Annotated in this window: 20 protein-coding genes; 14 read left to right on the top strand and 6 right to left on the bottom strand. The window is 26.9% G+C overall.

Annotated features, from left to right (window positions below; translation table 11 throughout):
* Positions 1 to 79 precede the first annotated feature (79 nt).
* Together htpG and BT997_RS14180 are read left to right on the top strand one after the other, a co-directional pair.
* Positions 80 to 1,987 carry a molecular chaperone HtpG gene (htpG, locus tag BT997_RS14185; RefSeq protein WP_072682595.1) on the top strand — a complete coding sequence of 636 codons (1,908 nt, stop codon included), beginning with the start codon at positions 80 to 82 and terminating at the stop codon, positions 1,985 to 1,987.
* A gap of 182 nt (positions 1,988 to 2,169) precedes the next feature.
* Positions 2,170 to 3,204 (top strand): FRG domain-containing protein, encoded by a 1,035-nt coding sequence (locus BT997_RS14180; RefSeq protein WP_083568779.1) that lies wholly within the window; start codon positions 2,170 to 2,172, stop codon positions 3,202 to 3,204.
* A 64-nt stretch (positions 3,205 to 3,268) separates the two neighbouring features.
* Here the strand turns inward: BT997_RS14180 and BT997_RS14175 are convergent, their stop codons facing one another.
* Complete coding sequence (locus BT997_RS14175) at positions 3,269 to 3,505, bottom strand: hypothetical protein (protein WP_072682593.1); 237 nt, start codon at positions 3,503 to 3,505, stop codon at positions 3,269 to 3,271.
* Positions 3,506 to 3,691: 186 nt separating this feature from the next.
* On the opposite strand from BT997_RS14175, the gene BT997_RS14170 reads away from it, so the two are divergent.
* The 6 genes from BT997_RS14170 to BT997_RS14145 all read left to right on the top strand — a co-directional run bounded on the left by BT997_RS14170 (position 3,692) and on the right by BT997_RS14145 (position 9,702).
* A complete protein-coding gene (locus BT997_RS14170; protein ID WP_072682592.1) occupies positions 3,692 to 4,435 on the top strand; it encodes a sulfite exporter TauE/SafE family protein in 744 nt (247 codons plus the stop codon).
* Positions 4,436 to 4,444: 9 nt separating this feature from the next.
* The gene (locus tag BT997_RS14165; protein WP_072682591.1) at positions 4,445 to 5,263 is read left to right on the top strand and encodes a LysR family transcriptional regulator; all 819 of its coding nucleotides are present in this window, start codon (positions 4,445 to 4,447) and stop codon (positions 5,261 to 5,263) included.
* A 23-nt stretch (positions 5,264 to 5,286) separates the two neighbouring features.
* A complete protein-coding gene (locus BT997_RS14160) occupies positions 5,287 to 5,766 on the top strand; it encodes a GNAT family N-acetyltransferase (RefSeq protein ID WP_072682590.1) in 480 nt (159 codons plus the stop codon).
* Between the two features lie 65 nt (positions 5,767 to 5,831).
* Positions 5,832 to 6,782: a TAXI family TRAP transporter solute-binding subunit gene (locus tag BT997_RS14155; protein ID WP_072682589.1), complete on the top strand. Its 951-nt coding sequence runs from the start codon at positions 5,832 to 5,834 to the stop codon at positions 6,780 to 6,782.
* Positions 6,783 to 6,790: 8 nt separating this feature from the next.
* Entirely contained in the window at positions 6,791 to 8,596 is a 1,806-nt protein-coding gene (locus BT997_RS14150; RefSeq protein WP_072682588.1) for a TRAP transporter fused permease subunit, read from the top strand.
* 146 nt (positions 8,597 to 8,742) lie between these two features.
* Complete coding sequence (locus BT997_RS14145; RefSeq protein WP_072682587.1) at positions 8,743 to 9,702, top strand: hypothetical protein; 960 nt, start codon at positions 8,743 to 8,745, stop codon at positions 9,700 to 9,702.
* On the opposite strand, the gene BT997_RS14140 is transcribed toward BT997_RS14145, so the two are convergent.
* A complete protein-coding gene (locus tag BT997_RS14140) occupies positions 9,699 to 10,091 on the bottom strand; it encodes a hypothetical protein (protein WP_072682586.1) in 393 nt (130 codons plus the stop codon). The genes BT997_RS14145 and BT997_RS14140 overlap by 4 nt on opposite strands.
* A 104-nt stretch (positions 10,092 to 10,195) precedes the next feature.
* On the bottom strand, positions 10,196 to 11,044 hold the full coding sequence (locus tag BT997_RS14135; protein WP_072682585.1) for a YitT family protein: 849 nt from the start codon (positions 11,042 to 11,044) through the stop codon (positions 10,196 to 10,198).
* 279 nt (positions 11,045 to 11,323) lie between these two features.
* On the opposite strand from BT997_RS14135, the gene BT997_RS14130 reads away from it, so the two are divergent.
* Positions 11,324 to 11,785, top strand: a complete 462-nt coding sequence (locus BT997_RS14130; RefSeq protein ID WP_083568777.1) for a hypothetical protein — start codon at positions 11,324 to 11,326, stop codon at positions 11,783 to 11,785.
* A gap of 22 nt (positions 11,786 to 11,807) precedes the next feature.
* On the opposite strand, the gene BT997_RS14125 is transcribed toward BT997_RS14130, so the two are convergent.
* Positions 11,808 to 12,272 carry a hypothetical protein gene (locus tag BT997_RS14125; RefSeq protein WP_072682584.1) on the bottom strand — a complete coding sequence of 155 codons (465 nt, stop codon included), beginning with the start codon at positions 12,270 to 12,272 and terminating at the stop codon, positions 11,808 to 11,810.
* Positions 12,273 to 12,442: 170 nt separating this feature from the next.
* Between BT997_RS14125 and BT997_RS14120 the strand changes: the two genes are divergently transcribed.
* Both BT997_RS14120 and BT997_RS14115 read left to right on the top strand, forming a co-directional pair.
* A complete protein-coding gene (locus BT997_RS14120) occupies positions 12,443 to 13,006 on the top strand; it encodes a hypothetical protein (protein ID WP_072682583.1) in 564 nt (187 codons plus the stop codon).
* The gene (locus BT997_RS14115; RefSeq protein ID WP_072682582.1) at positions 12,993 to 13,625 is read left to right on the top strand and encodes a hypothetical protein; all 633 of its coding nucleotides are present in this window, start codon (positions 12,993 to 12,995) and stop codon (positions 13,623 to 13,625) included. The genes BT997_RS14120 and BT997_RS14115 overlap by 14 nt, the downstream gene beginning before the upstream one ends.
* A 26-nt stretch (positions 13,626 to 13,651) precedes the next feature.
* Here BT997_RS14115 and BT997_RS14110 read toward each other — a convergent pair whose 3' ends face one another.
* The gene (locus tag BT997_RS14110; protein WP_072682581.1) at positions 13,652 to 14,455 is read right to left on the bottom strand and encodes a DUF4197 domain-containing protein; all 804 of its coding nucleotides are present in this window, start codon (positions 14,453 to 14,455) and stop codon (positions 13,652 to 13,654) included.
* Positions 14,456 to 14,564: 109 nt separating this feature from the next.
* On the opposite strand from BT997_RS14110, the gene BT997_RS15605 reads away from it, so the two are divergent.
* A complete protein-coding gene (locus tag BT997_RS15605) occupies positions 14,565 to 14,999 on the top strand; it encodes a hypothetical protein (RefSeq protein WP_072682580.1) in 435 nt (144 codons plus the stop codon).
* Positions 15,000 to 15,007: 8 nt separating this feature from the next.
* Positions 15,008 to 15,550 (top strand): pyridoxamine 5'-phosphate oxidase family protein, encoded by a 543-nt coding sequence (locus BT997_RS14100; RefSeq protein WP_072682579.1) that lies wholly within the window; start codon positions 15,008 to 15,010, stop codon positions 15,548 to 15,550.
* Here BT997_RS14100 and BT997_RS14095 read toward each other — a convergent pair.
* Complete coding sequence (locus tag BT997_RS14095; RefSeq protein WP_083568775.1) at positions 15,542 to 16,165, bottom strand: TIGR00730 family Rossman fold protein; 624 nt, start codon at positions 16,163 to 16,165, stop codon at positions 15,542 to 15,544. The two genes, BT997_RS14100 and BT997_RS14095, sit on opposite strands and share 9 nt — an antisense overlap.
* A 151-nt stretch (positions 16,166 to 16,316) precedes the next feature.
* On the opposite strand from BT997_RS14095, the gene BT997_RS14090 reads away from it, so the two are divergent.
* Positions 16,317 to 17,103: cache domain-containing protein (locus BT997_RS14090; RefSeq protein WP_174247253.1), on the top strand; the 787-nt coding region annotated here is incomplete at its 3' end.

Here is a 17,103-nt window from a genome sequence, read left to right as displayed (position 1 = left end):
AACTCTAAACTTTAGCTTCCTTTTATAAAGTTGTGATAAAATTCTGTTTACAAAATATTAAAATATATAGGAGAAATTTATGGCAAAACATCAGTTTCAAACAGAAGTAGGACAACTTTTACACTTAATGACGCACTCTTTATACTCAAATAAAGAGATTTTTATAAGAGAGCTTGTATCAAATGCAAGTGATGCAATTGATAAACTAAACTATTTAAAACTTACAGATGAAAATATCAAAGCTAAGTTACCAGAAGACTGGTCAGGTGAAGTTAATATCTCTTTTGATGAAGAAGATAAATCATTATCTATTATTGATAATGGTGTAGGTATGAATGAAGAAGATTTAATCGCTTCAATTGGTACAATTGCAAAATCAGGAACAAAATCATTTGTTGAAGCTATGACAGGTGATGCTAAAAAAGATTCAAATCTTATTGGTCAATTTGGTGTTGGTTTTTATTCTGTATTTATGGTAGCTTCTCATGTAGATGTTATCTCTAAAAAAGCAGGTGAAGAGCAAGCTTACAAATGGTCAAGTGATGGTACTGGTGAATTTGATTTAGTACCTGTTACAAAAGAGTCTGCTGGAACTGTTATTTATATCAAATTAAAAGATGAAGAAGCAGCAGAGTTTGCTGTAAAAGAAAGAATCAAAACTATTATTGGAAAATACTCTAACCATATTGCTTACCCAATTTTCTTAAACTATTCAGAAGAAGTAACTGAAGAGTTAAGTGAAGAAGATGAAAAAGCTGGAAAAGAAGCTAAAAAATCTATTGAAAAAAGACATGAAAAAATCAATGAAGCAACAGCTTTATGGATGCAACCAAAATCTAATTTAAAAGCTGAAGAGTACAATGACTTCTATAAGTCTATTTCTCATGATTCACAAGACCCAATGGCAGTTATTCATACAAAAGCTGAAGGTGTAAATGAGTATACAACTTTATTCTATATTCCTTCAATCGCTCCAATGGATATGTATAGAGCTGATTACCAACCAGGTGTTAAGTTATACGTAAAAAGAGTATTTATTACTGATGATGAAAAAGAGTTATTACCAACATACCTTAGATTTGTAAGAGGTATTATTGATTCTGAAGATTTACCATTAAACGTATCAAGAGAAATCTTACAAGAAAACAGAGTTATGGCAAATATCAAGCAAGGTTCTGTTAAAAAAATCTTAGGAGAAATCAAAAAACTTTCTAAAGATGAAGAAAAGTATGCCGCATTTATTGAGCAATACAATAGACCACTTAAAGAGGGTGCATACCAAGACTTCACAAATAAAGATGCTTTATTAGAATTAATTAGATTTAAATCTACAAAAGCTGATAAGATGACTTCTTTAGCAGCATATAAAGATGGTGCAGATTCAGAACAAAAAGCAATCTACTACATCGTAGGTGAAAATGAAAATGTTCTTAGAAACTCTCCATTATTAGAAGCATATAAGAAAAATGATATTGAAGTTCTTATTTTAGATGATAAAGAAATTGATGAAATCATTACTCCAATGTATGGTGCATACCAAGAGTGGGAATTTAAAGATATTACTTCAGCAGAAGCTCCAAAAGTTGAGCAATCAGAAGAAGAGAAAAAAGAAGTTGAAGAAAAATTTGAAGATATCACTAAAAAAATCAAAGATATTTTAGGTGAATCAGTTTCTGATGTAAGAGTTACAAACAGACTTTCTGAGTCTCCATCTTGTGTTGTAAAAGATGCTGGTGATGCTCAAATGCAACAAATGGCTCAAATGATGAAAGCTATGGGACAAGAGATGCCTGAAACTGCTCCAATCTTAGAAATCAACCCAGACCATGAAATCGTTACTAAGTTAAATGGTTTAGATAATGACTCTTTAGTAGCTGATGTTTCATGGGTACTATTAGATCAAGCAAAACTATCTGAAGGTATGGAAATTACTGATGCAGTAGCATTTGCACAAAGACTATCAAGAATTACAGCAAAAGCTCTTTAATAGAGCTATTTGCACGCATCTTCTGCGTTGAAAAGTTTTTTTGTCTCAATCACCTACTAGTTGTAGGCTCAATCGACAAAAAAACTCTTCGCCTTGAATTTACATACAACTAACTCTATTAAAAGAATCATATTCTTTCCAAATTTTTTTATAAATAATGTTAAATATGATATTATTTATATATGAAAAATTTGCTTTCTTTAGAACATTATAAATATCTTTCTAATTTAGGGTTATACGAATTAAATAGAAAAGATAGTAATGGATGTAATACCCATATTAATTCTCATGGACTGGTAACATCTAATTCAAAGAGTAATTTTAATGCTTTAGATGTTGGAAATAATAAATATAAATTAATTCCATCTCCTGAATTTTTCAACACTTTATATAGAGGTCAAAATAAATTTTATGAAAATTGTTTCTCTTCTATTTATAGAGAAAATATAAGTTTTGAAAATAGAGTAATTGATGTATTGAAAAAAATTGAATTTATAGAACTACTAAAAGAATATCCAGTTTTAAAAGATTTGAATAAACATCAAATTTATAACTGTACGATTGAAAATGATTTTGAAAGTTTAGCACAACACTATGGGTTTTTAACTTCTCATTTAGATTTAACAAATAGTAAAGATATTGCAATGTTTTTTGCAACAACAAAATATAGTAATGGAAAATATGAAATTATAAAAAATAAGCAAGAGGGTATTTTATATAAATTAAACTATCTTGCTCATTTTGAAAAAATTAATATTATTGGTGCCCAGTGTTTGCCTAGATCAGGAATACAAAGAGGATTTTCTATCGATTTAAAGCAAGGAGAAAATTTTAATGATTTAGTGGATGAAATAGAACACTTTGAAATTTCAAAAGAATTATCATCATATTATTTCAATATGTTTGATGGCGGGAAAAAACTTTTTCCAAAAGAAATACTGGTAAAAAAAGTAAAAGATATACTAAATAGCAAAGATATTTCGAATTATTCAGTAACAAAGTTCTTGAAGAAGAATCATATTCTGAGTAAAAAGGATATTGAAAATATTTTATTTAATAATGGTTATATACTAACAAATAAGAGAAGTTCTTTTTCAAAGAAAGAACTTTTAAAAGTCTCAAAAAAATGGTTTAAAAAAGAAAAGAATGAATTTTTATCTAGAGTTTGCACTAGAGGAACTTGTGAACCTTTAAATCCTATTTTAATGCATTTCTAAATAATAAATCACATTTCATGAGTTGATTCATCATGACTAGTTTAAATACAAAACTAACTAAAACCTATTTCCGATTATAGTTATTTATAATATTAGGTTCTCTTTTACCAAGTAATTTTAAACTAGGTGCTTCAGTCATATTTCTTTTTTTTGATTTTAATTCAAAAGTTGCTTCATAATCACCACTTGGACAAGACAGAATACTTGTTGTTTCTGTTAGCTTTGTTTCTTTACATTGATTAACAGGTGCTGCAAATAGGAAACTACTCATTATTATCATCGAAATTAAAATTCTTTTCATTTTATTGCCTTTAAATATATTTACTTTATGTAGATAGTAGAAGTATCATATCTTAATTCTCTTTTTTATTAAATAAAGAAAAAAAATCATCTTGAATTTTATATAGTTTTTAATATTTTCAGATATAATCTTTAGTAATGCCTTTAGGTATTACACATAGTTATATGTAATATTAAGGGTACTCATATGGAATTAAATTTTATTTTAGCATTATCAATAATTGTTTTTTGGTCTTCTATTATTCATGGTAGTATAGGTTTTGGCTTTGGTATGATTGCTACTCCTTTAGTAGCTTTGTATACTGATATCCAAACGGCTATTACTTACTTGCTTTTTCCTACTATGATGGTAAATATTGTAAGTATTTTAAGTAACGGTAAATTTTTTGAGGCTTTAAAAAAGTTTTGGTTTATTATATTTCTTATGGTAATAGGAAGTAGTTTTGGTACATTTTTATTAATATTTTCAAACTCTGAATTTTTTAAATTATTGTTAGCTTTTATTATTTTGATTTATTTAGCACAATCATTTATTAAAATAGAGGCTTCTTTTATATCAAAGTATCCTAAATCTTCAACCTATGGTTTAGGTCTTGTAGGTGGTCTTTTATCAGGGCTTACAAATGTTGTTGCACCATTGATGATTATTTATACTCTAGAGTTAAAATACTCTAGAAAAGATACTATACAGCTATCAAATCTCTGCTTTCTTTTTACAAAAATAGGGCAACTGATGGTTTTTTTATATTTTGGTAGTTTTTCAAGTGAAACATTTGGTGGCTCAATTATTGCAGTCTTAGTGGTTTTATTTGGGATGTTTTTAGGTATAAAGATAAACAAAAAAATTGATGCTAAGTTTTATACAAAGATATTAAAAGTTCTGTTGTTTGTTATAGCTTGTATGCTAATAGTTCAAACGACATTTTATTAAGGTAAAAATATGGATTCAAATTTATTAAATGTATTTATAAGCGTTGCAAAAGCAAATAGCATCTCACAAGCCGCTAAAGATTTAGGTTTTACACAATCAAATGTGACTCTAAGAATAAAACAACTTGAAAAAAACATAGGTTATTCTTTATTTCATCGAACAAACAGAGGTGTGGTTTTAAGCAGTGAAGGTGAGAAGTTTTACCCATATGCAATAGAAATAACTAAAAAAGTTGAAGAAGCCAAAATACATATGCGAAATATTGATTATCAAGATGTATTAAAAATAGGCTCAACTCAAACTTTTACTACAAGTAATTTGATGCCCATAGTGGAAAAATTAAATGAAGATTTTAATGAGATGAAATTAGAGTTTACTGTTGATAGTAGTTTTAATTTATTAGATAAGTTATTAGAGTATAAAATAGATGTGGCTTTTATAAATGGAAATCCACATAATAAAGATTTAGAAATATTAAATATCTTTGATGAAAAAATGGTACTAGTAGAACCAAAGAAAAAGCAGATAGGTAATACAGTTTTTGTTTTTAAAAAGACTTGTGCAAATTGTATTTTATTAGAAAATTATATTAAAGAAAATAGAGAAGAGAGTTATAAAACTGTAGCACTTGAAAATTATGAATTAATTTTAGGTTGTGTAAAAGCAGGTTATGGAGTTAGTTTATTATCTCCTAAGATAATCGAAAAATTTGGATATACAGACTCTGTAAAACTTACAAATATTGAAAACTATTTAGATACTCATCTTGTATGTAGAAGAGATTATCTACCTCTAATTCATAAATATTTAAGAGATATTAGTTTATAAAACTAATATATAAAAGGAAAAATATGTCAATAACTATAAGAGATGCAATCGCATCAGATACTCAAACGATTTTAGATTTTATAATAGAACTTGCTATTTACGAAAAAGAACCAGATGCAGTTAAAACAAATGTAGAAGAAACACGTGAGATGATTTTTGGGAAAAACTCAACAGTAAAAGCTTTGATATGCGAAGAAGATGGAATAGCTATTGGTCATGCAATTTATTTTTACAACTATTCAACTTGGCTTGGAAAAAATGGTATCTATCTTGAAGACTTATATGTAACAGAACACAAAAGAGGCTTAGGTGCTGGAAAAATTATGCTAAAACATCTTGCAAATAAAGCTTTAGAAGAAAACTGTGGTAGGTTTGAGTGGTCTTGTTTAGATTGGAATAAACCATCAAGAGACTTCTATGAAAGCATTGGTGCTGTGTCTCAAGATGAGTGGATTGGTTATAGGCTTGAAGGTGATTCTTTAATTAACTTTGCAAAAAGTTAAAACTTTTTTATTAAAGATAAATTTTTTCTTGTTATAATTTATCAACATTATCTTAGGAGAGAAAAATGAAATTACATAATATACTATTAGTAGGTGCAATTTGTGCCTTATCTACAAATATAAGTGCAAGTGAAAGAATCACTTATAAATCTGCAAAATCATCATCTTCATACTATCAAATGGCAGTACAAGTTGGTGAAAATATTGCTAAAAAGAGTAATAATGATTTAAAAATCACTATTGAAGAGAGTCAAGGTTCTGTTCAAAATGTTAAAGAAGTTAGAAAAAGAAAAGGTAACTATGTTTTTACTACACCACCTGTTCTTGTAAAACTTGCTCTTGGGCAAAAGTCTATGTTTAAAAAAGACAAAGCTGAAGATTATAATAGTATTAGAACACTTTTTCCTATTCCTTATTTAACTATGCATATGGTTGTTAGTCAAGATTCTGGTATCAAAACATTTGCTGATTTAAAAGGTAAGTCTTTACTTATTGGTAAAGGAAGTTTTGGAGCTAAAGAGGCTAAAAAATATGTAGATTTATTTGGTTTAAAAGGTGAAGTAAAACTTGTAGGTGCTGAACTTTCAGGTGCAGTTGCTGCTCTTAAAAATGGTCAAATAGATGGTTTTGCAACAGCTGGTTCTTATCCTGCTCCAAATGTAATTGAAGCAGCAGCAAGTAGTAAGATAAATATTTTATCTATGAGTGATGAGCAAATTGCAAAAACAAAAAGAAATAAACTAATTATTCCTGCTGGAACATATGCTGGTATTGATAAAGATATTGCAACGACTACACTTCCTGTAGGAGTATATACTACTACTTCTATGAGTGAAGAGACTGCATATAAATTTACAAAAGCATTTTGGGAGTCTAAACCAAACTTAGAAAAACAAAGTGTTTGGTGGAAAGCTATTACTCCAAAGAATTTAGATATGTTTAATGTAAAACTTCATAAAGGTGCTTTGAAGTACTACAACGAAATAAATGCAACAGTACCAGATAGATTAAAATAGTTTAATATATGTCAGATATTAAAACACAGCTACAATCAAAAAAGTATTTGGTTGTAGCTTTCCTTGCGATTATTACTGTATTTTTCCATATCTATTTGATATTTACAGGTTTGATGCCAAATTTAGTAAGTAGACCAATACATTTAGCTTTAGTTTTACCATGGATATTTTTGTTCTCAGCGGATAATAATACTTCAAAACTTAGTAAGTATTTTGGATATATACTATTAGTTTGTGCACTTTTTTCTACTTATTTTATTATAAATAATCATATAGATTTAGAAGACCAATATGGTTCTTTAGAAGGAAACCTTCAATATTTTGTGGCTATTTCATTGATATTAGCAGTTTTAGAAATGGCAAGACGTGCAATAAAACTTGCTCTTCCTATGACTGCTGCAATTGCTTTGGCTTATGGATTATGGGGGCATTATGTTCCTGGGGATTTTGGACATCAAGAGATACCTTTAGATAGTTTTTTAGGTACTTTAGTGATTGCAGAAGGTGGAATATTTGGAAGCTTAACAGGTATTTCTGTAAATGTAGTAGCAGTATTTGTAATCCTTGGAGCATTTGTAGGAGTTGGTGAAGGTGGAAATGCTTTTATGTCAATGTCTACAAAATTAGCAGGAAGACTTAGAGGTGGAGCTGCAAAAGTATCAGTTTTAGCTTCTGGTTTTTTTGGTTCTATTTCTGGTTCTGCTTCTGCAAATGTAGCTTCAACAGGAGCTTTTACAATTCCTACTATGAAAAGATTAAAATACCCTGCAAGTTTAGCCGCAGCAGTTGAAGCAGTAGCTTCAACTGGTGGACAAATAATGCCTCCTTTGATGGGTGCAGGAGCTTTTATCATGGCAGAGTTATTAAGAGTAAATTATTCGACTATTATGAGTGCTGCAATATTCCCTGCTATTTTGTTCTTTTTTACTGTATGGATAGGTATTGATGTATTTGCAAAAAAATATAAACTTGTAGCTATGAGTGAAGATGAAATTCCTGCTACAAAGATAGTTTTAAAGCTTTCACCATTTTTTATTATTCCTTTTGGGATACTTTTATATGCACTTTTAATAGTAGGAAAAACACCACAATATTCGGCAGCATTAGCTATATTTGCAAGTATTGCTTTACTTCTTGTTAATCAAGACTGGAAAATTTCTTTTAAAGATTTTCTTTTTAGATTTTTAGATGCTTGTATAACTGCTTCAAAACAGATTGCAACTATTGCTTCAGTTATTATTTGTGCTGGTATTATTATTGGTGTTTTAAATATTACTGGTGTTGGAGTAAAAATTACATCAGCTATTTTATTTTTAGCAGGTGATAGTCTTTGGATTGCTTTACTTTTAACTGCGCTTGCCTGTCTTATTTTAGGAATGGAAGTCCCTACAACGGCTGCTTATATAATCTGTGTTTCAGTAGCTGGTCCTATTTTACAAGAGTTTGGTTTATCTGCACTTCAAGCACACTTATTTATTTTTTGGTTTGCTTTATTATCTACTATTACACCTCCTGTTTGTGGAACTGTATTCATAGCTTCTGGTATGGCACAAACAAACTGGTTAGGAGTAGTTACAAAAGCTATGAAGCTAGGAGTAGGGTTGTATATAGTCCCACTTGCTTTTATTGTGAATAAATATTTGATTTATCCAAATGAAAATTTTATACTTGCATTTATATCTTTTATAAAAATTGCACTTGGACTAGCAATTTTATCAAATGCTTTAGTAAATGATAAATTAAAATCTTATATTAGAGTTTTGTTGGCTTTATTAGCTTTTATAATCATAATGTTTCCTTTTCCTATGAACTAATATATTTTAAAAGCTAAGCACTTTAAAATTAAATTTTTATAAATAAATAATGTAATAACATACGCTTAATATTCATTATAGTCTTATAGTAATAAAATTAAAAATATATTATTAAAATATTTAGATTTGAAAAAGAGGTGAGAAAATTGAGTCAATTTCATCCAATAGAAAGTTTTGAAGATTTATATAATGATTTCAATTCAAAACTACATAACAAAGAATTTGAAGCTGCTTTATCATTGATTCCTTTTTTACTTGAAAAAGCGAATAAAGATATTGATATTTTTTATACTCTTATGGGAGAGGCGACAGCTTTAACAAATCTAGATAAAAACCCTCAAGTTATCGAAAGTTATAATGAAATAATTGAAAAGTTTAAAAATACAAAAGATATCACGATTACAAAGTTTCTAGCTTTTGCATATTACAATAAAGCCTTAATTCATGGAAAAGAAAAAGAATTTGAAGAAGAGTTAAAAACTTATGATGAGTTATTATCAAACTATATAATGGACACTTCTGAAGATTTAGAAATAGTCTTAGTAAAAGCATATATCAATAAAGCTATTTGTGTAAGTGAAATAGAAGAACCTAAAAAAGCACTTTTAGTTTATACTGAACTTATCAAAAACTTTGAAAACTCTAATGAGGAGAAAGTTTTACAACAAGTAGCCCTTGCAGCTTGTAATAAAGCATCAATTTATGGACAATATGAAGAGAATGAAGAGGCGATAAAAGCTTATGATTATGTAATTACAAAATTTGAAAATAGTTCAAATAAAAATATTATAGAATTAGTTGCCAAATCGTTAGTAAATAAAGCAAGTAGACTAAAAGATTTACATAAAAATATAAAAGCCTTAGAAATATATGATGAAGTAGTAAGACGATATGAGAACTGTGAAGATAAAATTTTAAATCAAGTAGCTCTTGCTTTACATAATAAATCTATACTTTTAAGTGTATTACATAGAGAAGATGAGCTTATAAAAGTTTGTGATAAGATTATTGAAAGATTTTCAAATAGCCATGATGAACTTATTGTAAATATTGTAGCAACAGCTCAAATTGTAAAAGATAAAGAGAGGTTCAATTCATCTTTTTAGATGAATTTTGATGAAACCTCTTTTAAAATACTATCTGTTTGAAATGATTCTCCATTATATTTAACTAATTTTATACCTTGTGATGTAAAAGATTTAGCTGTATTTTTACAAGCTTTTTTTACAACTATATAATTACAGTCAGTTAAAACTCTTCCCATTTTATTGTGTTGTTCAATATGCTCCGCATCATCATGTCCATGGTTACAAGCATGTTCTTCTTCTGGATGCTCATGGTCAATATCTGAACGTGGATTATTTTTTACTTCTTCAAGTTTAAAAGATTTAAACATACCAGAACCTGTCATTGAATAAACTGCAAATTTTGGAGTATGACCTGCATTTGGAAAAAATATTAAGTTTTCATCTTTTACTGGAATAGCTATTTTCATAATATATACCTTTTTATAGTTATTTGTAGAGTATATTACTCTTGAAAAGTTAAAACTATGCAATAACTAATCCATAAGTAAAATTTTTTAAGAAATTTGTAAATCTAATGTCCCCGTCCTAACATTTCAGAGGCTTCCATTACTATCATAAAAGCTTCTTCATCTGTTTGTTGTATTATTTCTTTTAAAAGTGCAATTTTTTTAATATCTACAACTATAAAGATAAGTGTTTTATCATCTTGAGTTTTTAGTGTTGAACCTTTTAGTATTGTTCCTTCTTCTCCAAGATGATTAGTAATTGCTAGACTTAGTTCATCTACTTTATTTGTAGCTATATGAATTACTTTTGTACTAAGTGTTCCTGTTAGCACTATATCTATAGATTTTGATGTTGCATAGATACTCATGATACTCCATAAAGCTTTTTCAATATCTTTAAAAACATATATGGAACAAATTACGATAATAACATCAATAAAAAGTATGATTTGTGCAGGTTTTATATGAGAATTTGCAGAAATAATTCTTGCGATAATTGTAGAACCTCCAGCACTAGAATTTCCTTTTATTATAAGTCCTACTCCCAAACCTATAATAACTCCTCCAAAAATAGAAGCCAATAAAATATTTTCTGTAATAGTAATATTAGAAAATATTTTTGCAAATAAATCTATAAAAAGTGAGATTAAGATAATAGTTATAATCGTTTTTATAGCGAACTTTTTTCCTAAGTATTTAGTTCCCCATATTAAAAGAGGTATATTTATAGCAATAACCATCGAACCAATAGAAAACCCACTTAAGTGATGTAGAAGTATTGCCATACCAGGTGTTCCCCCTGTTGTAAAGTTATTTGGTAAAAAGAAAAGTACTACTGAAAGTGCAATAAAAAGTGTCCCTAGTAAAATAAAAAGGCTATTTTTTAGTTCATTAGTTGTAAATATTTTTGACATGATTTATCCTATGTAAAAAGTTTTGATTTAATTTAAAATGATGAAGAAATTTTTATAGGCTTTCTTGTTGTTCGTTTTCTTGATTTGTTAGTTTAAAGATTAAGTTTATAATTTCTTTGTTGATAGTAGTAAAAGATAGTTTTATCTCTATATTTTTCATTATCGTTTATTTTATCCTTTTTTATATTTTGTATAATAACATAATTTTGACTCATGTCATTATTTGAAAATCTTATTTTAGGTAAAATAATTCTTTAAATTTATTATAAAGAGAGTTTTATGAAAAAACTATTATTTACAGTTCTTGCATTATTTGCAATAAATAACTTTGGTTTTGCAAAAGATGAGTTACCAAAAACTACAGATCCCGCTGCGCAAGCTAAGGCAGATCAACAACTAAAACTACAAAATAAAGAGATAGTTAAGTTAGTTGTAGAAGAAATAGGTAAAAAACTTCCTCAAAAAGTAGATGATTATACTCAATTTGTATCTATTAAATCAGAAGGTTTAAGACTTATCTCTACATTTGAGATTGATACTGCACCTAAAAGTGATGAAGCTGTTATAAAAAATGATAAACCAAGAATGGAAAAATTTATTAAGCAAGGTATTTGTCAAAGTTCTAAAAGATTTTTACAAAGTGATATAAATATTACATATGTATATGCAAATGCTTTAACGAAAAAAGAGTTATTTAGATTTGCAATGACAAAAGACGATTGTACTAACTATTGGAATTAATAAAACACAAAAATAGAACTCTCTATTTTTGTGTTAGCTCTTCTACAGCACTTTTAATTTGATTTGCTAAATCATCTGTTACAAAGTCATTGTATTTTTGGAAGTGTAGTTTTACATTTTCTTTGAAAACCTCTTTCATATCTTCATTAAAGAATTTATCATCATTTATATCATTTATTATAGGTTCAATTGCAAAATTTCTTGATTGGATTAGTTCCATATTGTCATTTATAAAATTCTGTACAGCATCCATTGAAGTTTGTTTTTTTAGTTCTTTGTCAAAAATTGAATCTAAATTTTCTTCATCTTTTAAATCAGTTATTAGTTCATAAATTGAACCTAAAGCTAGTTTAAAATCCACTTCATATGAAACTTCTGTAATATTTGATAAGTAAATTAATTTTCCTAAAGCTATTTGATAATATGTTTCATATTTTGATAAATTATTTACTATTTCTTCTTTTGTAAAATACTTTTCTATACTCATTATTTAGTCCATTTATAATAATTTTTTTGAATTATAGCAAAATAGATATTTTATAATAAATAAATAGATTAAAAGATATGAAAAAAGAACTAAAAAAAGTTAAAATTGACTTGTCTTATCTTGATAAATATGATAAAGTAATTACTTAAAAATAATTTTTTGGATATCAAATGGGTTTCTTCGATAAAATACTAAAATTTATAGCAAAAGCATCAATTCCTACTTTTAAATTTGAAGATAATAAGCTTCATTTTAAAGTAAAATCTGAAGAATATTATGAATATGATTTAGGAACTTATGATATTAAAACTAGACATGACCCTTTTATTATGGAAGCTTATACGTTAAATACACAAGATATTTTTTTAGAGTATATCAGAGTAGACCATAACACACAATGGAATGGACAAGCCTTATCTTTATTTGAAGGTTTTTTTGTTGAGAAATTAAATATTAGAGATTTTGAGACAATTGAAAAAAAAGATATAGAACATTATACTTTTAAAACTTATAGAATAAATGAATCTTTTGTAATTCATTCAATAGCAATTTATACAGTTGTCTCAGATATAATTATATTGGATACTAAAGGTGATTTATATAAGAACTTACTATTTAGATTAGATGGTAACTATCAATATAAATTTGATAAAGAAGAAAAAGGTGATATTAACTTTAATATTTCAATGGTAAAAGAAAATTGTTTTAAAGGATTCTTTAGTGCAAGTGATTAAAAAAAATTTGGTTTATATATTTTCAATTATTTTAGTTTTAAGTTTTTTTACTGGTTGTGCTTCAAGTGCTTTAACTAAAGATAGTACTTTATATTTTGGTAAAGATAAACAAAGTGCAATTCCTATAAGATTTACTAATCCTATTTATAAAGACCATTATTCTTACGCTTGTAATGTAGATTCTTATACTTTACTTGATGATAATGCCCAGTATGGACAATTGTTTATTGAATATATTTATTTAGGATTTAGATGTCACTGGAATGGTTTGCCAACTAGCTTTTTTGAAACAAATTTAAGGTACGAGTTAAAAATAGATACTTTAGAAACAGTTGAAGAGTTTGATATTGGTACTTATAATTTTAAAACATATAGAATTGATAATGATACACACTTATCTATGATTTATATGTTTGGTGGAAGTACGGATAGATTTATTCTTGATTATGAAGGTAAGTTTTATACTAAGTTATTAAAAAGTTTTAAACCAGATTATCAAAATAATACTGCTTTTCAAAAGAGATTTAAAGGTAAATATAACGATAGCTTAGTTAGAAAAAATTTAATAAATCACTATTTCTCAGAAGAGAGAGAAAGATTTGAAAGAGATTGGAGATAATATATAACAAATAAAAGGAAAACCTTTTATTTGCCAAATACTTGTTTAAGTAGTGATGTTGTTTGTGCAACAGGATTTGATCTAATAGCTGCTTCTTTTTCAGCAATCATTTTAAATAAACCATCAATTGCTTTATCTGTTACATATTCATCTAAGTTTTGATCAGAACTTCCTGGAAGATAAGAATCAACTCCAAAGTTTTTTGCCATTCCCATAACTGCACTATTATCTACAAAACTTTTTGCATTTGTTTTATAAAAATTATTAAATGCATCGTAGTAACCTGCTACTTGGTTTTGTTTCATCGTCTCTTGAATAATCGGTGTTATCATCTTTTTCAATGAAGTTGTGGTGTTTGATTTAAAATAATCTGTTGCTGCATCTTTATTCCCTGCAAGGATTTTTTGTGCATCATCTAAGCTCATTTTATCAATTGCATCTACAAAAATCTTTGCAGTTTTAGGTGCTGCTTTTGTTGCTGCAGTGTTCATTGAATTGATTAAATCATCAGCCATTTTTTCTCCACCAACTTTTCTTATAATTCCTTCTGCTTTTTGTAAATTTTCAGGTAGAGGGATTTTTACTAAAGAGTTATTTAGGTATCCATTATTTGCACCTAAATTTTTTACTGCAAAATCAACACCAACTTTAAGTGCTTCTTTTAATCCACTTGATACTGTTGAATCACTTAACCCACTTTTTGTTGTACTAGTAGTTTCTGAACTTTGTGTTACATTATCCATAACACCTTTTGCGATACTTCCTAAATCAAAACTAAATGCTAATGTAGAACTTAAAACTATTGCAGCTGCAATTGAAACTTTTTTCATAATATTTTCCTAATAAGTTTTTTTATTATTATATGTTAAAACAGATAAAATTAATCTATTTTATATTTTTTTTATATAATAATCGTGAAATATTTAAAAGTAGGTTTTTATGATAAAGAAAATTTCAGATTTTATACATAGTTTTAAAAATAGTGTAGTTGAAGCAGAAGAATTAGCTTCGAAATATAATGAACAGATTAATAGTTTTGCGTTAGAATTAAAAGAAGAAGGTTTAAATACCCAATTTGAAGAAAACTTCTTGACAATCTTAGGATACACATATAGATTAAATGATGTATCTCAAAGACTTTTTTTTACTTTTCAAGAAGCAGTTTATGCAATAGATTTGGATAAATTGATGAAAAATGAAGACTCTTTAAAGTTAAATTCAATAGTTTATATTTTAGTTTTAGATGTTTTAATTACTGAATATAATACTAAAGAAATCAATGAAGAACAAAAACAAAAAGCTCTTGAAGTTTATAAAAAAATAGAAGAAAGAAAATCTCAAGAGAATAAAAAATATCATATGTACCAATATTAGGAAATAAAATGGCAAAATTTAAAGAACAATTAGATGATAAATTAATAGAATTTATAAATAATCAAAAAATGTTTTTTGTAGCAACTGCTCCAAAAGAAGGAAAGATAAATATATCACCAAAAGGACTTGATGGAAGTTTAAAAATAATTGATGAAAAAACAATTATTTGGTTAAATCATTTTGGTAGTGGAAATGAAACAGCAGCACATTTACAAGAAGATAATCGTCTTACTATGATGTTTTGTGCTTTTGAAGGGAAACCTTTAATTTTAAGACTTTATTGTGAAGTAAAATTTGTACAAGAAAAAGATGAATCTTGGGATGAGTATATTAATCACTTCGAATATACTAGAGGTGCTAGACAAGTTTTTGAATTAAATATTTTAAGTGTAAATAGTTCTTGTGGTATGGGTGTTCCTCTTTATGATTTTGTATCTCAAAGGGATGAACTTACTGATTATTACAATAACTCAAGTAAAGAAGACCATATAAAATATATGAAAAAGAAAAATCAAATAAGTTTTGATGGAAAAGCTACTAATTTATTTTAGTAGTTTTTCAATCTCTTTTTCTATAAGTTTTATATCATCTGTCAATGTAATAATATTTAAATCTTCTTTATTTATCATTCCTTCTTTATAAAGGGACTTTTTGATAAACTTGATTAAATATTTCCAATAATCAACTCCAACTAAAAATACTTTAAATCCATTCATTTTTCCAGTTTGTGTCAATGTTAAAACCTCAAACATCTCATCTAAAGTTCCAAAACCTCCTGGAAAAACAACACAAGCTTGTGAATATTTTACCAACATATATTTTCTAGAAAAGAAATAGTTAAAAGTTAAGTTTTTAGTAGTATAAGGGTTTGTTGATTGTTCAAAAGGTAAATCAATACTTAAACCAATGGAGTGTGCACTATCTGCTTTATATGCTCCTCTATTTGCAGCTTGCATGATACCGTCTCCACCACCTGTTATAATATTGATATTTTTTTTAGATAATTTAAAAGCTAGTTTTTGTGCTAGTATAGAATATTTATCAGTTTGAGGTGTTCTTGCACTTCCAAAAATTGTAACACTATTTTTTAAATTTTGTAATAATTCTTTTCCTTCGTTAAAATCATCTGCAATTCTTTTTTTGCAAATTGTTTCTTTTGAATTCATAATTTGCTCCTGTATATTTATATATAAATCTATTATAAATCGAATTTTCTTATATGTAACATGAATTTAAATATTAATTTTTTTATTAAAATTAAAAACTCACCTAAAACTCACTGAAATTTGATAAACTTAAGATAATTAGGAGCATAGCTTGTTTAGTGAAAAGAATATTTCAAAACTTATTATTTTAACACCAGTAATTACTGTACTTTTAGGTGCTTTTTTTACTATCTATTTTTTCGTAAAAAACCAATATGATTATTTTGAAGAAGAGAGTGTTCGAGTTGAACAAGAGTATTTACAAAAACAAAAGAATGTATTAAAAAAAGAGATTGACTATGTTTTAAATTATGTTGAACATCATGTTAAAGAAAATACAAAGCTTACTGAAGAAGAGTTGAAAAATCAACTTTTAAAATATATAGAAACTATACGATATGAAAAACATGGATATATATGGATTCATGATACGGGTTATTATTTAAGAGCACATCCTTTTAGACAAGATAAAATAGGTACATATGATATAGATTTAAAAGATGCTATGGGAACACTTATAACAAAGCAGTTTATAGATGAAACTTTGAAAAAACCAAATGGAGTATTTATTGATTATTATTGGCAAAAACCAAAAGAGTTGCATTTTTCAAAAAAACTTGGTTTTTTTAGGTTATATGAAAAATATAATTGGGTTATAGGTGCGGGGTTATATATAGATGAAATAGAAAAATCTATACTAGAAAATAAAAAGTTATTAGAAAAAAGAGTAAATAAATATATACGTTTAGTACTTATTATCTCTATTTCAATAATCTTTATAATTGGATTTTTATCTTTTATTATTTCAAATAAGATAAATAAAGTATTTGCTAACTATAAAGATAATGTACAAAAGAAAGAAGAACTTCTTCAAGATTTAAATAAAAACTTAGAAAAAA

The sequence above is a fragment of the Arcobacter sp. LA11 genome (genome assembly GCF_001895145.1).
GTDB lineage: Bacteria > Campylobacterota > Campylobacteria > Campylobacterales > Arcobacteraceae > Halarcobacter.
The sequence above is the reverse complement of the archived record's forward strand: the minus strand, read 5'-3'. Positions and strand labels throughout refer to the sequence as shown.